This is a genomic window from Exiguobacterium artemiae (genome assembly GCF_033342815.1).
GTDB classification, from domain to species: Bacteria; Bacillota; Bacilli; order Exiguobacteriales; family Exiguobacteriaceae; genus Exiguobacterium_A; species Exiguobacterium_A artemiae_A.
In genome coordinates this window covers 108,030-114,542 of record NZ_JAWPEN010000011.1, presented here as the reverse complement: position 1 = coordinate 114,542, position 6,513 = coordinate 108,030, and the positions used below count along the sequence as shown (strand labels likewise).

6 protein-coding genes are annotated in these 6,513 nt (G+C 49.4%); all 6 read left to right on the top strand.

The features are described from left to right. Positions 1 to 244 precede the first annotated feature (244 nt). Genes R7V76_RS11525 through ymfI form a run of 6 tightly spaced genes read left to right on the top strand, consistent with a single transcriptional unit; the run spans position 245 to position 6,500 of the window. Positions 245 to 961, top strand: a complete 717-nt coding sequence (locus tag R7V76_RS11525; RefSeq protein WP_012369919.1) for a response regulator transcription factor — start codon at positions 245 to 247, stop codon at positions 959 to 961. Positions 962 to 963: 2 nt separating this feature from the next. Next, positions 964 to 2,691, top strand: a complete 1,728-nt coding sequence (locus R7V76_RS11520; protein ID WP_318092590.1) for a sensor histidine kinase — start codon at positions 964 to 966, stop codon at positions 2,689 to 2,691. A gap of 31 nt (positions 2,692 to 2,722) precedes the next feature. Beyond that, positions 2,723 to 3,274, top strand: coding sequence for a cob(I)yrinic acid a,c-diamide adenosyltransferase (locus R7V76_RS11515; protein ID WP_318092589.1), 552 nt, complete (start codon positions 2,723 to 2,725; stop codon positions 3,272 to 3,274). Next, positions 3,271 to 4,524, top strand: coding sequence for an EF-P 5-aminopentanol modification-associated protein YfmF (gene yfmF / locus R7V76_RS11510; RefSeq protein WP_318092588.1), 1,254 nt, complete (start codon positions 3,271 to 3,273; stop codon positions 4,522 to 4,524). The genes R7V76_RS11515 and yfmF overlap by 4 nt, the downstream gene beginning before the upstream one ends. Continuing rightward, a complete protein-coding gene (yfmH, locus tag R7V76_RS11505) occupies positions 4,524 to 5,792 on the top strand; it encodes an EF-P 5-aminopentanol modification-associated protein YfmH (protein WP_318092587.1) in 1,269 nt (422 codons plus the stop codon). Before yfmF ends, yfmH begins: the two co-directional genes overlap by 1 nt. Positions 5,793 to 5,795: 3 nt before the next feature. After that, positions 5,796 to 6,500 (top strand): elongation factor P 5-aminopentanone reductase, encoded by a 705-nt coding sequence (gene ymfI / locus R7V76_RS11500; RefSeq protein ID WP_318092585.1) that lies wholly within the window; start codon positions 5,796 to 5,798, stop codon positions 6,498 to 6,500. Positions 6,501 to 6,513: the final 13 nt, after the last annotated feature.

Genomic DNA, 6,513 nt, shown 5'->3' with positions numbered 1-6,513 from the left:
TATCAGAGGCAGTCCTTATTTGTTTACTTAAAATCGGTTTTTTATCATAGAAGAAGGCCCTCGAAACGAAAAACGTTTCGAGGGCCTTCTCATTTATAAAGCTGAGTTATGTCCCAGCCTCATCCTTTTTTCAACAGACGCGACGGATTTCCGCGGTCAGAGACGCTATTTCTTTTGTTTCATAGTATACTAAAAGAGTAGTAGGATAGAGTCAGACAGATTAGTTCATGGGAGGAATCAACTGATGTCAGAAGAAGCGCGTATTTTAGTCGTCGATGATGAAGAACGGATTCGGCGTTTATTAAAAATGTATCTCGAACGTGAGAACTTTACGATTGAAGAAGCCGATAACGGAGAAACGGCTCTCGAGATGGCACTTGAAACAGAATATGATGTGATTCTACTTGATTTGATGATGCCGAAGCTTGATGGCATGCAGGTCTGTGAAGAGCTGCGGAAAACGAAAGCAACACCGATCGTCATGCTGACAGCAAAAGGGGAAGAGACGAACCGGGTTCACGGGTTTGAGATGGGCGCGGACGATTATATCGTCAAACCGTTCAGTCCGCGGGAAGTCGTGCTCCGCGTCAAAGCGATTCTGCGCCGGGCAAGTGCAACGAAATTCCTGCACACGGATGCGAAAACAAAAGATGTCATCGTCTTCCCGCACTTGACGATCGACAACGATGCCCACCGCGTCACGGTTGAATCGCAGGAAGTCAATCTGACACCAAAAGAGTATGAGTTGCTGTATTTCCTTGCCAAGCAGACAGATAAAGTCTTTTCGCGGGAACAGTTATTAAAAGAAGTCTGGAACTACGAATTTTTCGGCGATTTACGGACTGTCGATACGCACGTCAAGCGACTGCGTGAAAAACTGAATCGTCTTTCTCCGAATGCTGCCCAAATGATTACGACCGTTTGGGGTGTCGGATACAAGTTCGAGAATAATCCCGCCTGACGATGAAGTGGTTACAGAGCGTCGTCATTAAATTGTGGGGGACGATTTTATTACTCGTTTCCGTCGTCTTGATTGCCTTGACGATTTTATTACTCGAATTTTTCAATTCGTTTCATATCGAACAGGAACGCGGTCATCTCGCGAAACTCGGTCAGCAGGTCGAAACCGTCTTCCAAGCCCACAGCGGACTGGAAGAAGGATCGGCGACCGCGATCGAGATTACCGATATTTATGGCGCGACCTTGATTGCGACGACGAAGGACAATACGGTCGAGACGAACATCTCGGAAGCAAAAGCCAAGCGGATCATCAAGGAGCTCGAACGTCAAAACTGGAAAGCCGTTGACGGCGAAGAAGGGGAAACGGCGATCGGAAACTACGAAACGTTTAACGGGAAAGCAGCACTTGCTTACCGTGCTCCGTTCATTACGGAAAGCGGCAGCGGGACGATGTACCTGATTGAACAGTTGACGAACATCGAACAGGCGAATGAAGGGGCACGACAAATCATTCAGCTCTGTGTGTTGCTGGCAATCATCGGCACGACCGTTTTTGCATTCTTCCTGTCGACGCGGATTACGGCACCGCTCCGGACGATTCGTCAGGCGGTCGTCGAAGCGGGGGAAGGGAAATTTGATCAAAGCCTGACCCAGCGTTCGCGCGATGAAATTGGTGATTTGGCGCTGGCATTTAACGAGATGAGCAGTCAACTCAATCAGTATGTCACGGATCTTGATAAGGAACGTCATTTGCTGTCGTCCATCCTAAGATGTATGGCGGACGGTGTCTTGACCTTCTCGGAATCAGGGGAGTTACTGGCGACCAACCCGCCGGCGGAAGCGTTCCTTGCGGGTGGTCCGGTTCCGGACGAGTTGATTGAATTATTCCAAACGGTCATGCGTAAAGAAAAAGAAATGACGGTTTCCTTTGAACGGGAAGGCCGGTTTTACATCATCATCGTCAGTCCGCTGCTTGAGCAGGAAGAGCAGATTGGGGCTGTTGCCGTATTACGCGATATGACGGAAGCCCAGCAACTGGAGAAGATGCGGGCCGACTTCGTCGCAAATGTCAGTCATGAACTGCGGACGCCGCTCGTCATGCTGCAAGGTTATTCGGAAGCGATTGTCGACGGGATGACGGAAAGTGATGAGGCGACAAAAGAGTTTGCGTCCATCATTTATGACGAGTCGCAACGCCTGTCCCGTCTCGTCAACGATTTACTGGATCTGGCACGGATGGAAGCCGGGTATCAGGAAAAGCGGATTGAACCGATCGATGCCGTTCCGTTCGCTAAACGGATGGTCAAGAAGTTTAAGCAGATGGGGCTTGAAAAGCGGGTTTCGTTTGAAGTAACCGGTCCCGATGTTCAGTTCGAAGCGGATCCGGATCAAATGGATCAGGTGATGACGAACCTGCTTGGAAATGCGTTGCGGTATACAGAAGATGGGAAAATCAAGATTGAAATCACGGAAGATAGGGAAACTATATCTTTATCTGTAATTGATTCAGGGGACGGTATTCCAGAAGAAGATGTCCCGTTCGTCTTTGACCGTTTTTACAAAGCGGACAAGGCCCGGACACGCGGCAAGACGGGAACCGGAATCGGTCTTGCGATTGTCGCAAACGTCGTCCGGTCGCATGATGGGGAAGTTCAGGTCGAAAGTGAGCTTGGCAAAGGATCCGTTTTCCGAATTCAATTACCAAAAAAACAAAGGAAGCGAACTTTATGATTCGCTTCCTTTCGCTATAGGAGTGAGTCGATTGAAAATCTATACTAAATCAGGTGATGAGGGAGACACGTCGCTCGTCGGTGGACGCGTCAAAAAAAATGATGTCCGGATTACGTTGATGGGGGAGCTTGACGAACTGAACAGTTTTGTCGGACTGGCCCGCACAAAAGCGACATCCATCGAGGTTAAGGAACAATTGACGGTCATCCAGCACGTTTTGTTCGATTGCGGGAGTGACTTGATGTATGTTGAACAAAAAGCATCCCGTCTGAGCCCGACGGCGACGGAAGATTTGGAAAGTTGGATTGACAGTCTGACGGAACTGTCTCCACCGCTCGATAAATTTATCTTACCGGGCGGCACGGAAGCTGCAGCCTGCCTGCACGTGGCGCGGACGGTCTGCCGACGTGTCGAACGGGCGATGATCGATGTCGAACAGGCACATCATTTATTGCCGTTCATCAATCGGTTGAGTGATTTCTTCTTTACGGCGGCCCGTTACGAAAATGCGGTCAATGAAAAAGCGGATATCGAATATTTACGCAGTGCCCATGTGTTTAAACGAAAGGATGGAGAAGTATGAGTCAGTCATTTCAAACGTGGAACAAACAAGGAACGACCTTTCATCTCGTTCCGACCGATAAATTCAAGACGACGACGGTCCTCGTCACGTTTTCAGCACCACTCGAAGAAAAAACGCTGACAAGCCGTGCTCTGTTGCCGTATATCATGGAGAAGTCGACAGCGGCCTATCCGTCGATGAAAGCGTTGCGTGAACCGCTTGAAACCTTATATGATGCAGGTCTGTACGCCGATGCCTCGAAATTCGGGGAAGAACACGTCATCTCGTTCCAGCTGGATGTCGTCCGCGGGGATCTCGTCCGTCATGAGACGCTGCTCGAGGAAGCGCTTGATTTACTGGAACAGATGATTTTTTATCCGGATTTGACAGAGGGTGGATTCCGGGAACAATTTGTCAAACAAGAAAAACGGTTGCATGCGTTGCGGATCAGTTCGTTATACGATGATAAAATGCGTTTTGCCCAGCAACGGTTGCTCGAACTGATGGCACCGGGAGAAGCGGTATCGTTATCCTCACTCGGTACACTCGAAGCGCTCGAACAAATCACACCGGCTTCCTTACGTGATACATATCGTTCGATGGTCGAACAGGACCGGATTGATGTCTTTGTCGTCGGTCATGTCACGCAAGATGAGATGGAAGATGCCTTGTCGTTCTTACCTTCCCATGATGAAAAAGCCAGTCACTACATTCCGGCTCAAAAACAGGTTGCGGGCGTCAAACGTTCGTCCGAGACGCAACCGATCAAACAAGGTAAATTGCATTTAGGTTACCGTGTCAGTGTCGATCCGACGTCCGTCGATTCGATTCGGATGCAAATCGTCAACGGTCTGTTCGGCGGATTCCCGCATTCGAAACTGTTCATGAATGTCCGTGAGAAAGAAAGTCTCGCCTATTATGCAGCATCACGGTATGCGGCTCTGAACAGTGCGCTTTATGTTTATGCCGGGGTTGAAACGAAACAGGCGGAACGTGCCGAGACGATTATCGGGGAACAATTAAAGGATCTTAAAGCCGGACAGTTCACGGATGAGGAATTGACGCAGACGAAAGCGATGCTCATCAATGCCCGCCGGCAAATCCTCGATCAGCCGGGACAATTAATCGGCTGGTTAAATGGATCGAAGATGCGCGGATTGACGCTTGAAGATGAGATTCACATCATCGAGACGGCAACGCGTGAGGACGTCGTCCGTTTGGCGGCAACTATTGAACTCGAGGCAGTTTATCTATTGCGAGGTGAAGAATAATGGAACAGTTGACGTATCACGATACAGACGAAACCGTATTTTTTGAACAGCTCGATAACGGGCTTGCGGTGTATTTGCTTCAGAAAAAAGGGTACGAAAAAACATATGCGACCTTTACGACGCGTTACGGGTCAATCGATAACCGTTTTAAAAAGGACGGCCAATGGGTCAATGTCCCGGACGGCATCGCCCATTTCCTCGAGCACAAGATGTTTGAGTCGGAGCAAGGGGACGTCTTCCAAGAGTTCGGGCGCCTCGGTGCCTCGGCAAATGCGTTCACATCGTTCTCTCGGACCGCTTATTTGTTCTCTGCGACTTCGTTGATTGAACAAAATCTGGAGACGCTGATTGACTTCGTCCAGGATCCGTATTTCACGGAAGAGAGTGTCGAAAAAGAAAAAGGCATCATCACACAGGAAATCCAGATGTATCAGGATAATCCAGGATGGCGTTTATTCTTCGGTTTGATTGAATCGATGTATGCGAAACATCCGGTCCGGATTGATATTGCCGGTACACCGGAATCGATTGATCAAATTACAGCGGACGACCTGTATACATGTTACCGGACGTTTTATCATCCGTCGAACATGGTCCTGTTCGTCGTCGGTAATATCGACCCGGCCGAGACGCTGGTTTTGATCAAAGCAAACCAAGCGAAAAAAGATTATACAGATCGTCCGGCCATCGAACGTGACTACGGTACGGAACCGCAAGAAGTCGCAAAAAAACGGTTTGAATTGGAACTCGACGTCAAGACACCAAAAGTCCTGATCGGTTATAAAGACAGTTCCCTCGGCGGACAGGAACAACTGCGCCGCGAGCTGACAAGTGAACTCTTGTTGCATCTGTTATTCGACCAAACCTCTTCCACGTATCTCGAGCTGTATGAAGACGGTTTGATTGACGATACGTTCAGCTTCGATTATTCAAGCGAGGAAGAATTTGCGTTCGCGACATTCGGAATGGAGACGGAAGATCCGGACCGCTTTATCGCGGCCTATGAAAAATTATTATCTGTCCGGCCCGAATTCGAGGAGACGGAAGTCGTCCGAAAACGCAACATGATGCAAGGGAAATTCCTGCGGTCGCTGAACTCGCCGGAATTCATTGCCAATCAGTTCTCACGCCATGCCCTTGCCGGAACGAATCTGTTTACGTTACCGACGTTGATTGCATCAATCACCAAAGAAGAAATCGAAGCCCGCTTCGATGAATTGTTTGCGCTTGAAAATCGTGCGATTTCAATCGTTAAACCGTACGCTTGACCGATGCGGATTTTAATTACGGGAGCCAGCGGAGCAATCGGTTGGGCAACGGTCTTACGATTAGCGGCTGAAGGACACGATTTGGTTCTTCACACCCACCGGAAACAGCATGAACTCGAACAGATGATACGACAGTTGCCTGTGACGACGGAGATCGTCACAGGCGATCTGTCTGACCGGGAGAACTTGACGGCATTTTGTGAGGGCTTACCATCTGTAGAAGGATTTGTTCATATCGCCGGGACCAGCTTCAGCGGGCTGCTCGTCGATCAATCCCGTTCCTCGGTGGAATCAATGATGACGTTGCATGTCGAATCGTTGATCCGGATTGCCCAGACCTTAACAAGCCGAAAAGCTTTTTCAGCATCACTTTCAATCGTCGTCGTCAGCAGTGTGTTAGGCGAATTTGGTGTGGCCGGTGAAGTCGTCTATTCGACCTGCAAGGCGGCACAGCTCGGGTTCGTCAAGTCATTCAGCAAAGAGCTCGGCGCGATGAACGGACGGGTAAATGCGGTGACGCCGGGCTGGATCGAAACCCCGATGAATGCCGTTTTTTCGGCGGAAGACCGAGACTTGGCACTTGCTGAAATTCCGGCCGGCCGTTTTGGACGGGTTGAAGAGGTGGCCTCCGCCATCACCTATTTAATGGGACAGGATGCAACGTATATGAACGGTGCCGTTCTTAAAATTGACGGCGGCTGGATGTAATCCGGTGAAATTT